13 protein-coding genes and 1 pseudogene are annotated in these 18,644 nt (G+C 50.1%); 2 read left to right on the top strand and 12 right to left on the bottom strand.

Annotation, left to right across the window (positions count from 1 at the left end):
- Nucleotides 1–47: 47 nt before the first annotated feature.
- Nucleotides 48–590 (top strand): hypothetical protein, encoded by a 543-nt coding sequence (locus EKK48_04665; protein RTL44547.1) that lies wholly within the window; start codon nucleotides 48–50, stop codon nucleotides 588–590.
- Here EKK48_04665 and EKK48_04660 read toward each other — a convergent pair.
- The 10 genes and pseudogenes from EKK48_04660 to cyoE all read right to left on the bottom strand — a co-directional run bounded on the left by EKK48_04660 (nucleotide 574) and on the right by cyoE (nucleotide 12,238).
- Complete coding sequence (locus tag EKK48_04660; GenBank protein RTL44546.1) at nucleotides 574–3,258, bottom strand: HAMP domain-containing histidine kinase; 2,685 nt, start codon at nucleotides 3,256–3,258, stop codon at nucleotides 574–576. The genes EKK48_04665 and EKK48_04660 overlap by 17 nt on opposite strands.
- 377 nt (nucleotides 3,259–3,635) lie before the next feature.
- Complete coding sequence (locus EKK48_04655) at nucleotides 3,636–4,046, bottom strand: hypothetical protein (GenBank protein ID RTL44991.1); 411 nt, start codon at nucleotides 4,044–4,046, stop codon at nucleotides 3,636–3,638.
- An 822-nt stretch (nucleotides 4,047–4,868) separates the two neighbouring features.
- Nucleotides 4,869–6,263 (bottom strand): annotated as a pseudogene (locus EKK48_04650) (c-type cytochrome).
- A 68-nt stretch (nucleotides 6,264–6,331) separates the two neighbouring features.
- Nucleotides 6,332–6,883, bottom strand: coding sequence for a (2Fe-2S)-binding protein (locus EKK48_04645; GenBank protein ID RTL44545.1), 552 nt, complete (start codon nucleotides 6,881–6,883; stop codon nucleotides 6,332–6,334).
- Nucleotides 6,870–7,148 carry a hypothetical protein gene (locus tag EKK48_04640; protein ID RTL44544.1) on the bottom strand — a complete coding sequence of 93 codons (279 nt, stop codon included), beginning with the start codon at nucleotides 7,146–7,148 and terminating at the stop codon, nucleotides 6,870–6,872. The genes EKK48_04645 and EKK48_04640 overlap by 14 nt, the downstream gene beginning before the upstream one ends.
- A complete protein-coding gene (locus EKK48_04635) occupies nucleotides 7,123–7,938 on the bottom strand; it encodes a cytochrome c oxidase assembly protein (GenBank protein RTL44543.1) in 816 nt (271 codons plus the stop codon). The genes EKK48_04640 and EKK48_04635 overlap by 26 nt, the downstream gene beginning before the upstream one ends.
- Nucleotides 7,935–8,558, bottom strand: a complete 624-nt coding sequence (locus EKK48_04630; GenBank protein RTL44542.1) for a heme-copper oxidase subunit III — start codon at nucleotides 8,556–8,558, stop codon at nucleotides 7,935–7,937. The genes EKK48_04635 and EKK48_04630 overlap by 4 nt, the downstream gene beginning before the upstream one ends.
- Nucleotides 8,536–10,206, bottom strand: coding sequence for a cytochrome c oxidase subunit I (gene ctaD, locus EKK48_04625; GenBank protein ID RTL44541.1), 1,671 nt, complete (start codon nucleotides 10,204–10,206; stop codon nucleotides 8,536–8,538). Before ctaD ends, EKK48_04630 begins: the two co-directional genes overlap by 23 nt.
- Nucleotides 10,203–11,159, bottom strand: a complete 957-nt coding sequence (coxB, locus tag EKK48_04620; GenBank protein ID RTL44540.1) for a cytochrome c oxidase subunit II — start codon at nucleotides 11,157–11,159, stop codon at nucleotides 10,203–10,205. Before coxB ends, ctaD begins: the two co-directional genes overlap by 4 nt.
- Entirely contained in the window at nucleotides 11,150–12,238 is a 1,089-nt protein-coding gene (gene cyoE / locus EKK48_04615; protein ID RTL44539.1) for a protoheme IX farnesyltransferase, read from the bottom strand. The genes coxB and cyoE overlap by 10 nt, the downstream gene beginning before the upstream one ends.
- A gap of 207 nt (nucleotides 12,239–12,445) precedes the next feature.
- Between cyoE and EKK48_04610 the strand changes: the two genes are divergently transcribed.
- Nucleotides 12,446–13,702 (top strand): MFS transporter, encoded by a 1,257-nt coding sequence (locus EKK48_04610; protein ID RTL44538.1) that lies wholly within the window; start codon nucleotides 12,446–12,448, stop codon nucleotides 13,700–13,702.
- Here the strand turns inward: EKK48_04610 and EKK48_04605 are convergent.
- Together EKK48_04605 and EKK48_04600 are read right to left on the bottom strand one after the other, a co-directional pair.
- Nucleotides 13,692–17,207 (bottom strand): beta-phosphoglucomutase family hydrolase, encoded by a 3,516-nt coding sequence (locus EKK48_04605; protein RTL44537.1) that lies wholly within the window; start codon nucleotides 17,205–17,207, stop codon nucleotides 13,692–13,694. The two genes, EKK48_04610 and EKK48_04605, sit on opposite strands and share 11 nt — an antisense overlap.
- Nucleotides 17,179–18,636: a vitamin K epoxide reductase family protein gene (locus EKK48_04600; protein ID RTL44536.1), complete on the bottom strand. Its 1,458-nt coding sequence runs from the start codon at nucleotides 18,634–18,636 to the stop codon at nucleotides 17,179–17,181. Before EKK48_04600 ends, EKK48_04605 begins: the two co-directional genes overlap by 29 nt.
- Nucleotides 18,637–18,644: the final 8 nt, after the last annotated feature.

Raw genomic sequence — 18,644 nt, 5'->3', positions numbered from 1 at the left:
TTAGTTCAGTAGTTCAGGAGTAGTTGTTACTCCGCAGGAGGATTATTATGCCGTCACCGTTTGAAAACATTCAAAATAGCCACAACGCAGCAGCCAAAGATCGGGCGGATGCCTCGGCTGGTTTGAGAGACATATTGCAAGCTGATGCTCAGTTTTGCAGAGGGCAACTTGGCTTTGGGGATACCCTGAGTCAAGAAGCCAGGGGCTTCGGCCGGATTGTTAGTGGAACGATTGGCAACTGGTATCATTCAGCGGTGGAAAATGCCCAGGCGGCACAATACCCTGGCGTGTTACCTGCGCTTGAACTCTCTGATGGTCGAGACCAGTCGACCTCGTCCCAGTCATTATCTGATGGTGAGATTCGCCAAAAGAAAAAAGAGAGTGCTTTGTATCAGTCGGCTGACGATACTGAAACTGCTGGTAGTGACGATATACGTGCACTGAAGAAGGATAAGTCTGCATATTTGCGGGATGATGAATCCCCAGATTTGAAGTTCTCCAAGCTAACGATTCGACAGGCAAAGAAAGAGAAAGACCTGTACATGCAGAGTCAGTTAACAGACGATACCAGTGTCAGATCGGAAGTGTAACCGTGAAAGTGCTGCCCTCGCCGGGCGTACTAATTACACTTATCGAACCGCCATGAAGTTCAATCAGTTCTTTTGCTATCGGCAGCCCTAGTCCGGTTCCTGGCACCAATGCAACTGTCTCCGGTCGAAAGTATTTCTCAAAGATCTGGTTCACGTTTTGAGGAGGAATGCCCGTGCCCTGGTCTGCAATCGATATGTTGAGATTGTTTTCAACCAGGGCAAGCGTGATTGTGATAGTTGAATTTTGTCCGGAAAATTTGATTGCATTTGACAATAGATTGACCAATACTTGCTCCAGCCAGAAAGCATCTCCCTCAATATCCTGATCTTCCAGGTTGTTGTATCGGCATGAAATGCTGATGGATTTTTGATCGGCGAGGAGTTTTACGGATGTCAGCGATTTGTCCAGAACATCCGTTATTAACAGCGGCTTGGTCTGCAACTTCAAACTTCCAGTGCGCAGTTTTTCCAGCTGAAGAACACTATTTATGAGTTCCTCCATGCGCTGAATTGACGCATTGCTCGAAACACGCAGCTTTGTTCCATCTTCACTTATCTTGCCGAGCATGTCATCGCCAAGCATCTCCAGGAAGTTGCGCAGCGATTGCAGCGGAGTCTTCAAGTCATGAGTAATCATCACGGTCGCTTCTTGTCGGATTTTCTTTGCTGTTTCGATTTGCGCGGCTGCTTCGTGAAAGCTTCTGTCCAGTTCCGCGATTTCGTCAGTACCTTCAACTGGTGCCAACAACGGTTTGCCATCAACAATCAACCGGGAATTTTCGCTCAATCTTTTCAGGCGATTTACTATCTGCCGGCTGTACCAGGCGGCACCGAGGCAAGAGAACATGATGCTAAATAAAATGGCTAGCTCTAGAAGTGTGCGAGATCGCTCGCGTAGTTCGCTTCCATGAAGGTCATACTCAGCCTCGGCACTTCTTTTAGCAAGGTAGTTCATCATCGAGAGCATGTCACTGATTACTTGCTCCTGCTCTGCTGTATCTTTAGATTGCGACTCCAGTCTTTCCGCGAGTAATTTGACACCACGCTCTCCACGTTTTATTTGATTGCCGAGATCTTCGTTCTCAACAAGGTCTTCCAGCTGCTTGAAGTTCTTCAAAATATCGGCATACAAGCTGCGAAATTGATTTGTTGAGGTCTGATTTGATTCAGTCCTACGCTGGCGTCGACGCAATCCGAGACCTACATGCATGAAGTCATGCAAAATTAGATTGACTGAATCATTCACCTGTCGATTGTGATCTATGCGATTGGCTTCTTGCTCGACGTCGTTTTGCAAGCCGAGAAGCAGTCCGAATATGGTGATCTCAAAACATAGAGGAATACTGATCAGGATCAGCCCCTTGTGCAGCAATTTCAGAGCGGGCTTCTTAGCGGTTGTGGATTCTTCCTGTTTTGAAGTGCCGGATCGAACATTTGTCGAAAGTGACTTCTGGGGAATTCTTAAAACGAAAGTTGCGCCCTGTCCTTCAACGCTCTCGACAGAAATTATGCCTCCATGCAATTCGACCAACTCCTTTGCTATCGCCAAGCCAAGTCCTGTGCCCGGCACTGCTTCTGTCGACTTGGTTCTATGAAAGCGTTCGAAGATCAGCTTTTGCTGGTCAGGCGGGATGCCTGGACCCTGGTCGCTGATGCGAATGGTTAAGTTGTCTTTTTCTCTCGATGTTGTGAGAGTGACGGAAGTTCCGCGAGGGCTGAATTTTATCGCATTGGAAAGAATATTCACGACGACCTGTTCCATCCAGAATGCATCAATGGATATTGTTCCAGGCTTCTCTTCCAAAACCTGGAGAGTAATTTCTATATCCTTCTCTTCGGCGAGAAGTTGTACGGCAGCGATGCATTTTTCCAGAAAAGGTTGCGGCTCCACTGGCAATGTCTGCAGTTTGACAGTGCCGGATCGCAACTTTTCTAACTGAAGAACATTGTCAATCAATTTGGACATGTGGTGGCAAGCACCAGTTGTTACCGATAACAACCGCTCACCCAGTGCGTTCAATTCGCCAAAGACTCCCTGCCCAAGCATCTCCAAAAATCCCTGCACTGTTTGTAGCGGGGTGCGCAGGTCATGAGTAATCATTGCTGTGACTTCTTGTCTGGTTCGTTTAGCTGCTTCGAGCAGATTTGCTGCTTGATGGAAGTTGCGATCCAGTTCTGCCAGTTCGTCGGTTCCATCGAGCAGAGGTAACAGCGGTTTGCCCCGTCCCATGAGCACCGCATTCTCCGTAAGCCGCGATGTTCGCCGTACAATTTGCTTGCTGAGAAAGAAGCAACCAGCGGTGGCCAGACCCAGACTCAATGCCAACCCACATTCAAGAACAAGTCTTATTTGTTCCCAGAGTTCTTTTCTGAGAACTTCTCTTTCGATCTGGTTCTTTGTCGCCCAATCGAAAACACCCAGGTTCATCAGCTTTTGGAGACTCAGTTCTGTGTTTAGCGAAGCGTCATGCAAAATGACCGGTATTTCTGAACTGTCAGACCTGAGTAGGTCCCTTTTCATCTTCTTGATCGATTCAGAAACTTGATCTAATCCATTTTTACCTTCCTGAACGTTGTGCAACATCTCAGGCTCGTTTTGGGATAGTACTTCGAGCTCATCGAAGCGCCTATTCAGATCGGCAATGCTGCCGTTCACTCGATTCGGCACAGATACTGTTGAGACGAGACCAGATTGGGTTGATCTGATTAGATTTATGACGCCGAAGACGTCTGAAAAAATTAGATTGACCTGATCGTTGATCTTCTTGTTTCGATTGATCTTTTGCGCTTCGAGTTCAAGATGATTTTGCGCGTTGATCAGATATGAGAAGACGAGTATCTCAAAGCAAAGCGGAATGCAAACGAGAATCAGACCCTTGTGTAGCAGAGTTAGTTTCAGTGCTTAATTCTCGTTTTCGGAAGGGCAGATAAGTTGCGCGATTTCCTGACTGGAGATAGTCCCGAGATTCCTGCTCAATTTTAGGCAACATTTCTGTCTCTGCACAGAAATGGAGGAAATTAATCTGTTTTGGTCAGTTCGATAAGCTATTTAGGTATGTCGATTTGCGCTAGTAATTTGAAAATGATATTGCCGAGAATGACTGCCCGTGCAGTCCACAGTAGCGTCCGAATCCAATTGCTTGTGACGAGCCAGTGATGCGTTACCTCTGAATATCCGGTTCCGCATAATTTCGCATGGCAGGGAATGGAGCACAAAGCGGTTGACACCCAGATTCCAATAACCATCGCAAAACATATCCATAATAGCCATCCATCAGCCCGCCTCCAGGTCATCGCCAGCAGCGCAGCCGTGCAAATCTCGATCACCATGGGCGAGAAGACGACCAGAGTTGTCAGCTGTCTGTGTCGCTCGGCGTAAGCCTGGAATTCGCTCGTGCCGACGCCGTCAAAGAGTGGGTAGTGGACAATTTGTACAAACCAGATCAAACCGGTCATGAACCAGGTGGCAGCGGTGTTGATAATAAGCAGCAGAATGTCCAGATTCAACGAGGGGTGACCTCAGCCTGCAGGAAGCCGGCGCGAAAGTAAGTGGCTCTGTTCGAGCTCTATTCGAGCTCTATTCGAACACTTGCTATCTTCGCGACCGTGAGTGACCTTCAGGTGAACGTGTCTTGCTCGTGCCTACTTCTTGCTGAGACCCATGGCCTGGTGATGATGTCGTTTGATTGCCACCAAAGCACCTTGAGCCCAATTCTTAAGATCACCGGTGCCTTCTTTAACCTCGGCTTCGATTACAGAGATGGCTTTGCTGTGCGCATCGATGAGCACTTCAACATATTTCTTGTCGAATTCTTCTCCCGACAGTTTTGACAAACTGTCGATCAGTGCTTTTTGCTGATCGCTGATATTTGGTGGCAGCGTCAACCCTACTGATGATGCGGCTTTCTTCAGCTGCTCGTTGGCTGCTGTGTGCTCCGTCACCATCTGTGTCGCCATCGCTTTGACGTCGGGCGCAGTCGCTTTCGTCTCTGCCAATTTACCCAGCTGCACTTCTGTCAGTCCATCTTGAGCGATGTCTCGCACGCGGGCGATTTCGCCTTTCGGAATCTCGATTTTAGGCAGTGGTTGTTCACTTGGCAGTATTTCGTTTTTCGGCACTTCATTCGGCGGCACTTCAGCTGTTGCCACTGGTTCTGCACCGCCTGGCTTTACCTGCGTACCTGAACCTGCGTTCTGCGATGGTTCAGTTGCGCCTTTGTTTTCGCCAGTCGCCGAAGCAGTTTCCTTCTTCGCCGATTCGCCAGGCAGCGCATGAGGTCGACGAGTCTCGAGGAATTTAGTCACATCGGCAAGCTCTTGCGGAGTGATGTTACCGGCATAGGCTGGCATATTGACACCGCCGTTGACGATTCTGATCACAAGCTGGTCGTGGGTCAGTCGTTCGCCAACATCAGTCAGGTCGGGACCGCGTTTACCACCGTGACCAGCGATAGCGTGGCAGAACAGACAGCCTCGATCGTTGAATACTTTCGCACCCTTCTCAATGACGGTATTCTGTGTTGCAACCACTTTCGGTGGCACCGGCGTCGCTTCGAATTTAGGTGTCCAGTATTCATTGATACCTTCCTGCCACAAAGCCAGGACGGAACCCACCACGACGACGACAATCGCCACAGCCCATGGGCGTCGGCGGGCGCTGCGCTCTCCCGTATTCGAGACGAACGGCGGCAGTAACATACCGAAGACCAGGAAGAGCGGAAACAGAAGAATGAACCAGTCTTCGATTTGAGCCGGAACAAGGGCGAGCAGCGCAAAATACCATGTCAGGTACCAGTCTGGCTTGGGCTCGGCATTTACAAGCGAAGGGTCGGGAGGATTTTCAATTGCAGGTGGTCCAAAGTACAGAGCACAAGCGCAGATACCCAGAACGACGATAGTGCTGAACACCGCATCTCTCCAGGCAGCATCCGGCCAGAAGGGCTTGCCTTCTGTCTTGAGCAGTTCTTGATATTCCTCTCGATATGTTTCGCGCTTGACCGGCTTGCCTGCTTTCGGTGGTTCGGAGATGCCGTGGTGCAAGACGAGCCAGACGTGAAAACCAATCAAAGCTACTAACAAGGCAGGAAATATGAAAACGTGCATCGCGAAAAAGTGGCTCAGCGATGCGGCACTGACGTTGTCGCCTGAGCACAAGACACGCACGAGAGTGGGCCCGAGGAATGGCGCGCGCAGCGCCTGTTCAGCACCGACTGCGACTGTCCAGACCGCGGTCTGGTCCCAGCGCAAAACCTGCCCTGTAAATGCGATTGCGACTGTGAGGAAAAGTAGAAAGACGCCGGTGATCCAGTTCAATTCACGTGGAAATTTGAATGAGCCGAATAGATAGGTACGAATCGCATGGCAGCCGACGAAAATGATCATCGCAGAGGCGCCGTAGTAGTGAGTTGCACGCAACCAGGCTCCAAAAGGCACCTTCTCGGTGATCCACTTGATGCTTTCCCAGGCTTCTCCGCCGCTGGGAACGTACATCGTAGAAAGCGCAACGCCCGAAGCAAGCTGCACCACAAACGAGGTCATGATGGCGGTGCCGAATACATATGCCCAGGTCGATTTGCCCGGCACCGGATGCAGCATCATATGAATGAACGGTTTGACTAGACCCGTTCGATCCTCTAGCCATTCCAGTGCTTTGTCTAAAACTTTTGTTGCCATTGCAGAATCTTCTAAACCTACTTTCGCTCAGCCTGACTCTTGAATTTGCGCCTGACTGATCGCTCCTTTTAACTTTCGGTCAACACGGGGCCGACCTTGATTTCTACCTGACCCTTGGCGATGCGGGTCGGATACTTGTGCAGCGGTCTGGGTGGCGGACCACCTGCGACGTTGCCGTCACTGTAGTAGACGCCGCCGTGACATGGACACATAAACAGCTCTGCGCCTGCTTCCCAGCGCACCGGGCAGCCAAGATGAGTGCAGTTGACGGCGAACGCCTCGAAGTTTGTTTCGTCTATGCGTCGCAACCATGCGGTGCGTTTGGCGCACACGCCATCCCAGGGAGTGCCTGTGGTATCGGTGAAGACTACATCAACTGTTTTTCCGACTTCATATTGTCCGACCGGTCCGACTTTGATCCAATCTTCTTTGCTTGGCACAAGGAAGTATTCAAAGGCGAATCCAACCGCTGGAATTGCCACGATTAACCCGATGAATCCTGCGCAGACAGCTCCGACAAGTTTGAGAAATTCGTCGCGGCTGACGAGAACGCGGCTCCAGTCAATGGCAACTTTGGGCTCTTCTTCAGGTTTTTTGTTACTGGGATCACTGCAGCACATCTTTTCTCATGTCCTCAATCCATCCTGCTGCGCCTAGCAGAAACAGGAATAGTCCGGCCAACGATAATATCCAATGTGTCACGACACCAAAGGCAATACCAGTGGTACCGAGCGCCAACGTCGCCGGCCAAATCGTCGGTGGCGGAATGCGAATCAGTTCAAGCTGTTCGCCTGGAATCCATTCAGTTTCAACGGACTCATTTTCAGTTTTGACTTCTGCTGATGGCTCTTTTGCTTTATCAGGCTGCTGATCTTCTGACATCATCACCCTCCTGTTCTGCTACCCATTCGACCATTACTGCCATCAACGCCCAGAAGAAGTTGAGTGTGCAGATAACCCACATAATGGCGCCGCCTAACTTCTGATCTTCGAGGTGAGTGATTCCCCACTGGTCGCGGATCAGCGGTAGCAGGTGGTGCTCATCGACTGGATAAGCGTATGCACCATAGAAAGGAACATCTGAAATTGTATAAATCATGCCGAGAATCGAGGCTAGAAACGCAGCCGCCGTCAGATAAATCGTTGCCGGCATGGGCTTCAAACGACCCTCTGGAATAGGCTTGAAGACTGGCCACCAGAGCATCGTTCCTGATATCAGGTAAGTGATGTGCTCAATGATGTGCACTGGTTCGTTAACTAGCGTGATGTCATAGATTGGCGGTACATGCCAGACCAACATCACCAACGTGGCAATGGTGATGGCGAAGACCGGGTTGCCGAGGGTTCTGTCTGCCAGCCTGAAGGCTGGAATTCTCATCCATTTGCGCACCATTTCTTCAGGCAGTGCAGCTACCAGCAGCGCTGGTCCTATGAATTCCAGAATCATGTGTTGCAGCATGTGTGCGCTGAACAGATAGCGGTCGCCAAGTTCATCTAACGGCGACATCAAGCCCAACCAGAGCAGAGCAATGCCCGAGAGAAAAACGTAGGTCTTAAAATCGAATTTGAATTTTTTCGCCCACAAATAGCCACCGGTCAGTGCCGTCAAGCCAATGGCCAGAGACGGAATCGGCTCCCAGTGCGATTGAAGCAGGTGCAAAAGTTCAGGTGTCATTTTATGAATCTCCAGAGATAGACGACCGAGAAGACCGCTACCCAGACCACGTCGACAAAGTGCCAGTAAAGCGAGACGCAGGTCAGCCCGGCTTCCGTGATTTCATGCTCTTTGCCGCGTACCATGATCCAGAGCGCCACCGAGAGCAGTATCAGCCCGATGATCACGTGGAAGCCATGGAAGCCGGTCAGGGTAAAAAACGTCGTACCGAACAAGTCGCGACTGATTGTCAGGTTTTCGCGAATCAAATCCGAGTACTCCAGACCCTGGCCGCAAATGAAGATTGCGCCAAGGACGATTGTTAAGGTCATCCAGAAAATCGCCATGCCGCTGTTTTTGGCATGTGCTTTTTCTGATAACCAGAGTGTGAAACTGCTGGCAAACAAGGCAATCGAGAATAATCCAGTTTTGGCTACATCGAGATGCCAGGCTGCCATTTCTCCAATTCCATATTGATTGTGGAAATTGACGTAGGCAAGAATCAAAAGCAGGAAGAACATCGATTCTGAACCGATGAAGAGCAGCATCCCCAGGACATTGCGGTTCATCTTCAAGTTAGTGTCCAGCGGGTGCGCCGGAACTGGTGTGCTCGCTTGACTATGCATGGTGCTCTTCTCCATCACCGCCGCTACCGTATTGCAAATCCCAAAGTGGTCTTCTGCTGCGCACAACCGGTACGCGCTCGAAGTTCTCTGCTATCGGCGGCGATTCTGCCAGCCATTCCAGAGTCCAGGCGTTCCATGGGTTCGGTCCGGCAATTTTGCCGTGATAGAAGCTCCAGAAAAGGTTGTAGACGAAAAGCAGCATCGATGCGACGAGAACAAATGAGCAGCAGGTCGAAAAGAAATTCAATTCAGACCAGCCCGGCATTCCGGCTGGATATGTCCAGACTCTTCGCGGCATGCCGAGAATGCCGAGGATGTGCATGACGAAGAACGTTCCGTTGAATCCGATTATCATCAGCCAGAAATGCCACTTGCCGAGTGTCTCGGAGAGCATTCTGCCTGTTGCTTTTGGATACCAGTAATAGATGCCTGCGATCAGTGAGAACACCAGACCGCCGATCAATACATAGTGGAAGTGCGCCACAACGAAGTAGCTGTCTGTCAGTTGCCAGTCGATTGGAATGACGGCGAACGCCACGCCACCCAATCCACCAATAGTGAATTGAATAAGGAATGCCATCGAATGCAGCATGGCGACAGTGAATTTCAATTTGCCGCCCCACATGGTTGCCAGCCAGGACCAGACTTTGATGCCTGTCGGTACTGCGATAAGCAAGCTGGTGACGGCGAAGATATAGAGTGGTGCAAAACCGAGACCAACGGCGAACATGTGGTGAACCCAGACGCCGAAGCTCAGGAATGTGATGGCGACTGTCGAAGCAGCCATGACTCCTGCTCCGAAGAGCAGTTTGCGAGAGAAGACCGGAATTACTTCCGATATCGCGCCCCAACCAGGAAGAATCAATATATACACTTCCGGATGCCCGAAGAACCAGAAAAAATGCTGCCAGAGCAGAGGCGAGCCGCCCATGGTGGCATCAAAGAAGTGGGTGTTGAGGATGCGGTCGAAGAGAATCATGACGAGCGATGCGTTCAGCGCCGGCAACGAGAAGATGACCAGGAAGCCGTCCATCAGAATCATCCAGACAAACAGCGGTACGCGTTTGAGAGTCATGCCAGGCGCCCGCATTGTCAAAATCGTGACGATCAAGTTCAGTCCGGTCGCTACTGAGCCGATACCTGTGACGAACAAGCTGAGCGCCCAGTAGTTCTGTCCGTTATTGAAAAGGTATCCCTTCTCGCTCAAAGGCGGGTAGGCGAACCATCCGGCTGATGGACCACCACCAGCCAGAAAGCTGAAGAAAAGCATGATGGCGCCGAACAAATATACCCAGAAGCCATACGAGTTCAGCCTGGGGAATGCCATATCGCGCGCCCCGATCATCAGAGGCGTCAGGTAAACGGCAAAGCCGAACAGCAAGGGCATACCGACGAAGAAAACCATCGTGGTACCGTGCATGGTGAAGATCTGATTGTAGGCTTCCTGCGTGACCAGGTGATTCATCGGGAACATCAGCTGCAAACGCATTGTCAGCCCGAGCACAGCGCCAAGCACCAGGAATCCCAGGGCGGACATAATATAAAGAATGCCCAGTTGCTTGTGATCGATTGACGTCAGCCAACTGAGAATTCCTTGATATTCCGGAACTTCTGCTAACCAGTTGACTGGTTTGTGTGAGTGGTGAATCGTACCGCCGGTCATTTTAGGCTCTCCAGGTAAATGGCGATGTCATGCGCGTCTTCATCTGTGAGGCGCATATTGGGCATGTAAACTCCAGGTTTGTAAGTCTGAGGATTTTGCATCCATTTGGTCAGGTTCTCGGTGTTGTTGACGATCACGCCTGCACCGAGCGTTTTACGTTGTGCGATGTGAGTCAGGTCCGGACCAATCTGGGCTTCTGCTTCGGCATCACCGGCGATGCGGTGACACTGCACACAGGTGGCGTCGTTGAAAAGCTTCTTGCCGTGAAGAGCTGCAGGGTCCGTGGAATGTTCAGGTGCTGCTTGCTGAGCCTTGACCCAGGCATCAAAATCTTCCTGAGAGACCACGTTGGCGATGATTCTCATCAGCCCGTGTTGCGCACCGCAGAATTCCGAGCATGAACCAAGATACTTACCAGGTTTGATGGGGTGCACCCACATGTTGGTCGGATGGCCAGGTATGCAGTCCATCTTCTGGCCGAATGCCACTACCCAGAAGGAATGCACTACGTCGGCGGCGCGCAGTTCGAAAAGTGTGTTTTTACCGGCCGGCAGATAGAGTTCATTGGCTGTGACGACGCCAAGCTTCGGATACTGGTATTCCCACCACCACTGGTGCCCGATCACGATCACGTCCGGCTTTTTGTTTCCTACTGCCGGGTTGACCGTAAGCATCACCATCGCCGTGAGAACTCCGAGCACGGTGACTATAACGAGTGGAATTGCGGTCCAGATAATTTCCAGTCGAATGTTGCCCTTGATTTGTCTCGGTTCACTGCCGTCGTCATTGGCGGGAGTTCTAAACTTCGCTATCACTGCCACCAGAAGCCCTGTCACCACGAAGGCGATGAGCACGGCGATAGCCAGATAGAACCAGTGCAAGTCGACCATTGCTCTGTTCTGCAAACTGGCAACATTGAATATGCTTGTAAATTCGGCGTTTTTTATGTCCATCCACACACCCGATCAAGAACTACTCCAGCAAAAATGGCGGGCAAATATACGAGGCTCATGAGAAGCACGAGGCGAGCCGCTTGTCGCGACTGTTTGTTTTTCCATTGCACTGACGTGACAACGAGAATTAACCCGCCCATGAGTGAAGCGAGGCAATATGCGGGTCCGGCGAAAGAGTTTCCGGTGTAATAGAGCATCGTTGAGAGTGGTAACAAAACAATCGCAGTCGCGATTGTTAGACCAAAAGTTTTTTCGGCCTTTTCTTCAAGTGCCGGGAGCATCTTAAACCCAGCCGCACGGTAGTCTTCTTTGAACAGCCAGGCGATCGGCAAGAAATGCGTGTGTTGCCAGATAAACAGAATCGCAAAGAGTATCCAGCCGCATGTGTTGAGCTCGCCCGAAGCTGCTGCCCACCCAATCAATGGTGGTATCGCACCTGGCACCGCCCCGACTGACGTGTTGAGCCATGTCCAGCGTTTGGCGGGTGTGTACATGCCCAGGTATATGCCTACTGCCGATAGTCCAAGCACAGCGCAGAGGAGGTTGTTGAACACGAACAAGATTAGTGCGCCGGCAACGATCAAAGATATGCCGTAGATCAATGCAGTGTTTGGTGAGACCACACCCGCCGGAATGGGACGCTGGGCTGTTCTCGGCATCATCGCATCGAGTTCACGCTCGATGTAACAGTTGATTGCACAACCGCCGCTGCTCAACAATCCGGTGCCGACCAAAGCGCATGCGAACTGAAACCAGTTGAAATCCCCTTTGTATGCCATGACGAAGCCAACAGCACAGGAGATGACAACCATGAACGCAATTCTTGTTCTAGCGAGATCCAAGAATGCCGCCAAAATTTCTTTCGGGCGATTTAGTTGCACAAAGGGGTCCCCCGGGATACCATGCTGGCCGCATATCGTACGCAATTTCTCGAGCAGTTGAGAAAAGATCGAGCGATTTGCAATGCGTTCGTTACATCGTTTTTTCAGATGTGCCTGTCGACTTATAGTAGGCACGACAAAGTGACCAATTTGAAAGCGGCATAATTGCTGTGTTTCGAGAAAACGTCGAACGTGCATTGTGTGCGAAAGTAAACTTCAATAAGCGTCATTATTCACAACCGATTGTTACTCGATGACGCTTATCTAATCTTTCCAAGCCGAACCAGGTGTCTGTTTCCGTGTTTTCTTTAACCGCAATATTTAGTCTTCACTTTGATTCTTTTTTGTATAAGGCGATAAGCTTATTGGCGATGGCTTCAAAAGCAGTCTATGCACGGTATCTAAATGAAACGCAGTAAAGCTCCGGTAGATAAGAACAGCCCCAAATACAAGATGCATATGGCTCTTGGGCTGATGTTCCTTACAGTCTTCATAGACTTGATCGGATTTGGAATCATCATTCCGCTTCTGCCCCTGTACGCTGAGAAGTTCGGCGCAGATGCGACGACTGTAGGACTTCTGTTGATGTCCTACTCGCTTATGCAATTTTTCTTCGCTCCCATGTGGGGGCGTCTCTCCGACAAAATTGGACGACGTCCTGTATTGCTCATCAGTCTTGCCATTTCAGCGATTGGCTACAGTATCTGGGGTGCTGCGACGACGATCGAGATGTTGTTCGTCTCGCGTATCGTGGCCGGGTTCGGTAACGCCAATCTGGCTGTAGCACAGGCTTACATCGCCGACGTGACACCAGAGGACTACCGTTCTCAGGGTATGGGCATGATCGGAGCTGCCTTCGGTCTGGGTTTTGTTCTAGGACCAGCGATTGCAGGAATCGCAAGTAAATTTGGAGTCGCCCCTAATCTGCTGGGATATTTCGCGGCATTTTTCAGTGTCGTCGATCTTATTTTCACTGCCATGATGCTGCCTGAGCCTGAAAACCGTCAGAAGAGCTCGCATAATCCGTTCTCTCTGGGAATGGGCTTTTACTTCAAGACTCTTGTCGATAAAAAGTATGCGCTCAACCTCTTTATATTCTTCATCGCCACTTTTGCCTTTGCCAACATGGAAACGACCCTTGTTCTACTGACAAGCAAGTACTACGGGTTCACGATGGAAGATAACAGCTGGTTGTTCGTTGGACTGGGACTTGTCATGGTTTTCGTTCAGGGATTTTTAATCCGGAAGATTGGCAAGATTTATCCCGACTCATTATTGATTTCGGTCGGAACCGCGCTTATTGCCGTCGGACTTGTACTTACACCGCTCACACATAATCTTGTTGTGCTTTGTGTCGCCTTGATCATACTTGCCACCGGGTCTGGTATTAACAATCCATCCAACAGCAGTTTGCTCTCCAAGCTCGCTCCCGCAGACGAGACCGGCGGCGTTATGGGTATTGGTCAGTCCATGGCTACACTTGGGCGCATATTGGGTCCCATTGTCGGCGGTTATTTGTTTGACCATGCCGGACCAGGCAGTCCGTATTGGGTAGGTGCTGCTGTGATGACTGTTGCCTGTCTCTTGAGTTTCCGTCTGCCTCGTATTCAGAAGGTTGTCGCACCGGCTCAGGCACCTTCGTCTGTCGCGGTCAGTGAATAGGTTCGCCTGACTCTGCCCCGTTTCGAAATTCGAATACCTTGCAGTCTCCGGAGTTGAGCGTTACAACTTCTTCCTTGCAACCAATTTTGATTGGCATCGCAGTTGAGTGACGAGCTTCCACTTTTAGCTGACCGTGGTGCAGATCTATCTTTAAAGATTGTCCTCGGTAATTCAAAGTGAATGAGAGTCGAACGAGCTGTGATGGCAATTGAGGATCGAAGTGCAAGATGTCGTCGCGCGTTGTGATACCGGGATAACAGCGTTGCACGATGTCTACAGTGCCCGCCATGGCCGCCATATGAATGCCGGATTTTGTGGTGCCGCGGGAGGCGACGTCGTAATAGTCTGACCCGAGTGCTTCGTAGAATATTTCATTGCTGTCGAATGAGCCAAATGATTTAGCCGGTATTTTGCTGATTCTGTTCTTTTGACTGACTCTAGACAAAACCCAGGAGAGTGCAACTCGACTGAGTGTAGATTGATTCGCTGTTCTGGGGATGTAGTAGTCTGCCATTTTTTTCAGGTCGGCGCACTGAGCTGGTAGACCGAGGCTGGTCAGCAGTTCTCTCAACTCGCATTCGGCAAATAGGAAACCCAGCATCAGCAGGTCTGGCTGCTTGGACATTTTATATTGATTGAGATAGCCGTCATTTTCTCGCAGGAGTACCTTCAGACGTTCTTGATTCTCTTTTTTGTCGCTTGTGATGGGAAATTCCTGCAGCTGGTCGTAACCTTCAAATTGTTCAATGACACCAATTGCCATGACGGGCACAAACATTTTTGTACTTACATCGCGCCAGAGTGCTAATTCTTCTTTTGATATGTTCAACCGTGAGCACAAATGTTGTTTGTGGTCAGACGGAAGCTTTTCGAGCAATTCCATGCCTCTGCCCAGAGTCCAGGCTGCCATTATGTTTGTGTATGCGTTATTGTTGACGCCAGGCTCTTTGAAGTTGGGATAGCCGTTGTGAAATTCGTCTGGTCCAATTACGTGATGAATTTCATATCGCTGCCTCTTTTGGTCGTATCTGGCTAGCGTGGCGAAAAACCTGGCGATTTCCAGAAGTATCTCAGCGCCGTAAGAGTACATGAAGTCATCATCCGCGGTGACTTGATAATATTGCCAGACGTTATAGGCGACGGCGCAATTGACGTGCATCTCAAGATGCGTATAGTCTCTAATCCACTTATCGTTGCTTTTCATCCACCAGTAGTTTGGCGTGCGTTCCTTACCGTCGCTGGCGCTTTGCCACGGAAAGCAGGCACCTTTTGCACCCAGCGATTGAGCAATTTTTCTCGCTTCTCCCAGGCGACGATATCGATACTTCAGCAGTGCAGCACTGATATTCGGCATCCTCAAATTGATGTAAGGAAACACGAACAGGTCATCCCAGAATACGTGACCCTGATAACCCTCACCGGTCCAACCCCTGGCGGGCACGCCGGTGTCAAGGTCGACAGTGTGTGGTGATGCAGTTTGCAGGCAGTGGAAGCTGTTCAAGTGCAGTAGAAGCGACGGTATTAGTTTTGAATTCTCTTCCGTCGTTTCGATGAAGAGATCGAACCGGCGCCACAAGCTCCTCCACGCGTCGATCTGACTTTTGATCAGTTCATCGAACGGCAGTGCATCGGCAACGGCTTCCAGTGCTGTGTGTTCGGGTTCATAGATGCCACGATCGCGTGACGTGTAGATCGAGCATGTTTTCTGCAGCTTCAGGGTTTCTGATTGCTTGATCTTGAGGCACCATTCCTGCGAGATTTTTTCGTCTTCTAGAACGTTCTGCATCGCTCGAATGTATTTCATCTCTAAAGTGTCGTTCTGTTCTGAGTTGTTGTCTTTCTGTGCTGAGTTGTTGTCTTTCTGTTTTAAGTCGTTGTCCTTCTGTTTTAAGTCGCTGTCCTTGTCTTGATTGTCTTTCGTTTCTTGATTGTCGTCCGCTTTTAAATTGACTCGCTCTTCCATGTCCTGGCTGATGCGCGTGATCCGGTGCACTGCACCCATAGCGACAACGACTTTAGTTTCGCTGGTGATTACTTTCAGAACGATTCTGTTGTCGACAGCTTCTTTGTTCAAAGTTCGTAAGTGTTTATTAGCACGGAATCTTGGATCAATTTCGTCACCGCCGTTTTTGACGGTTGCATCGATGCCGCTTCGAATGGTTAACTTCCCTTCCCAGTTGACCGGTGTGATACTGAGCTCTACCCCGGCAAGATGCGAGTAATGCATGTGCACAAAGCGTCGTTCGGCGAGCTTGGTTTCGCGACCGGCAGAATCTTTATACTGAACTTCGCGATATAGAATTCCTTCGCGCAGATTGAGGCGCTGAGCAAATTTGATTATTTCAACTTTGTCGATGGAAAACCATTCACCATCATTTATTCTAAAATTCAGGCAAACCCAGTTTGGCATGTTCACCAACTCTTCTCGCTCGAATGGTGCCTTTTCCACGTCGAGTTTGATGGTGTTGTAGGCGCCACCAATATAAGTGCCGGGATAGTGAACATGGTCTTGTTCAGCCTCGAAGGAAAAGCCGCGTGTACAGAACTTTCCGTTACCGAGAGAACATAAAGATTCTCGTTGCAGCTCTTGAGACGGATCATACTGATTGTAGGTAACAACCCAGTTCGCGTCGGTTATCTCTAAGTCCGAAAGTGCCATGCCCTTGATATCATCGCCAGATTGGCCTGACAGAGTGATTTCAGCCAGGTCGCGTACTGCGACATCTGCACCGTGCTTGAGCAGCACGCTTGAATTGTTCTGTCTGGCTACGCCGATAACCAGACCGAATTTTCCGTTCCGCCCAGACTCCACACCAGCTTCTGCATCCTCGACTACGACGGCACGGTCAGGTTTAACAGAAAGTCTTTTTGCTGCTTCCAGAAACACGTCAGGGTTTGGCTTGCCTTTAAGACGCAACTCTTGCGCGTCTACACCAGTTACGGTGGCGTCGAACAGATGCCCAAGTTTTGTTACACGTAATACTTCAGCACCATTTTTGCTTGCGGTAACCAGGGCCGTTTTGATTTTCGCCTGACGAAGTGATTTGATTAGAGAAACGGTAGTTTCGTACGGTTCGACACCGTCAGTGTGGATGAGGTGAAGAAATTCAGCATCTTTCTCTCTTGCCAGGCTTGAGATTGTTGGACCCTGCTGAGTATCTGAAGTATCGTTCTCCGGTAATTTGATTTGTCTCGACTCGAGAAAACTTCTCACTCCATCTTCACGAGGTTTTCCGTCAACGTATGAAAGATAGTCTGCCTGGGTAAATTCTGACCTGTCGCCGCTGCGCCTTGTACTCAGAAAATTATCAAACGTTTTTTTCCAGGCTGTGAAATGGACCGATGCTGTTCTTGTGACAACGCCATCCATATCAAAGAGTACTGCGTCAAAATCGCTGGTATTGATTATATTTCGCCGTTGGGGTGATTGAGCGTTGTTCGGTTCGTTCATCTTGTTCATCTTGTTCACTTTGTTATTACCTGACAAATCTATCCCAGCTACCATATTTTTCGGCTATTGCACCGCGTGGCATCGAGGTAACAATGAGGAGAATTCCTGGAACTAACTCGCTGAGGAAGATTACCGGTACGTACCGGGAGAAAATTATTCCGGATGCGATTATTGCTATGCCTGGCAGAATGTTTGCGAAACGAACTATTCTCGTTACCTCGGCCGTTGAAATTGCTGCGACAGTTACCACAAGCGCTCCAAAGAGATGATCGCAGTTCGCTGAGCCGATGCCGGCAGGTGTGCCTGGTGGAAAGAAAATTTCTGCGCGCAACAAGTCCGGTCTGGCCATCAACCATGCGCCGACCGCAAGTTGTGCGAGCAGGTTGATTGGAATGTTTACGCCCTGTACGCTGGCTGCGCACCGTTGGGCAAATGAGTAATTGCGGCGATCGGGATCCACGTTGCCTGCTCCAACGACTGTTCCACCTTGCCAGAAAATTCTCCACATGTTCTTTTTCTGACGTTTTGCATCGACGAGGAACTGTCCGACCGCAATTGCTTCGTGCACCGATAGCGGCACTGAAGTCATCAGGGCTGCTGCGGCGATCAGGCATAGACCGCACCATGCGCCGACGAAGATAGGTTGCGTTATTATTAGTACGATGCTGGTCACCCCGAGTGGCAAAACCAGCATGGCAAACATTACTACTATCCATGGTGCCGTCCGCCATCGTGCTCGGTCACCCATGAATCCAAGTAACACTTCCATCATGTAGGCGACACTGCCGAACCCGGCATCAGAAATAGGAAATGCTCTGGAGATGCTTGAACTCGTGACGCGGTCCGTGCCGTTTCCAAAGAAAGGGTCCCAGGCATGGTGGATGTAACCAAGCTGATGCGCCGCCAGATAACGTGAAATGAAGAATCCTATCAGTGCAAGAGCTATACCGGCCCATCGTCGAATCCATGATGATGGGTTGTAGGTCCAACCTGGTGGCTGGTCCGGCCCGGCAACCGTCATGCCACCACTGCCTGGATTGCCAGGTACCAGGATTGACATGGCGATCAATAAGCCTGCCGCGAGCGTGTCATTTAGAAATACGGCCGGCGACGGTGCCCAGAATATGAGCGGAGCAAAGAGGAGCCAGATTGCAACCAGAGCCGTTCCCCACCTGACCTGATTAAACCGAGGCACGAATGCCACTGCTTCGAAGAAGAGAATCATTGCACCAGAAATGGTGTCGCTGAACTCCAGACCTGTACTTCTGTAATCAAAAAGATGAGGATTGATGATCAGCCATATTGCAAGTATGCAGTTGATTGCATAAGTCCAGAGCAACTTGTAATTCTGCGTTGCGATAGCACTTGTCGCCTGCGCTGAGTGCATTCTGTTCGCTTCAAAACAATCGAGAATTTGATAGCGCGGAGAATTCTGTCGCGCACCACCAGTTTCACTTTTTTCTGTATTCTCGAGATTACGCATGGTATCGG

The organism is Candidatus Melainabacteria bacterium, assembly GCA_003963305.1.
GTDB lineage: Bacteria > Cyanobacteriota > Vampirovibrionia > Obscuribacterales > Obscuribacteraceae > PALSA-1081.
Note: the sequence above shows the minus strand (reverse complement) of the source record. Positions and strands in the feature narration are given on the sequence as shown.